The following is a 238-nucleotide window of genomic DNA, read 5'->3' on the forward strand; positions in this document are numbered from 1 at the left end:
GCGGCGGTAGGCTTCGCTGTCCAAACTGCCGACATTTTCCATGTCGATTTTAGGCTGTTGGTTTGGCCAAGATTCAGTAGTGCTTTCAGCGTCGACTGCTCGCTTGAAAATAATTACTTCAATATCAAATTGACGCGCAGCCCAAGAAGGCATTGAGACACATAGAAGCAATAACGGGATCAATATTCTCATTCGACTATTAGCTCGTTGGTAATAAATTCTGTTTAAAATCATTCAG

1 protein-coding gene is annotated in these 238 nt (G+C 42.4%); it reads right to left on the reverse strand.

The window, feature by feature from the left end:
• On the reverse strand, positions 1-192 hold a 192-nt coding region (locus IEX97_RS13760), incomplete at its 3' end, for a CsiV family protein (RefSeq protein WP_229776938.1).
• Positions 193-238 lie beyond the last annotated feature (46 nt).

Origin of the sequence: Paenalicyclobacillus cellulosilyticus (assembly GCF_014647315.1) — a bacterium.
GTDB lineage: Bacteria > Bacillota > Bacilli > Alicyclobacillales > Alicyclobacillaceae > Alicyclobacillus_J > Alicyclobacillus_J cellulosilyticus.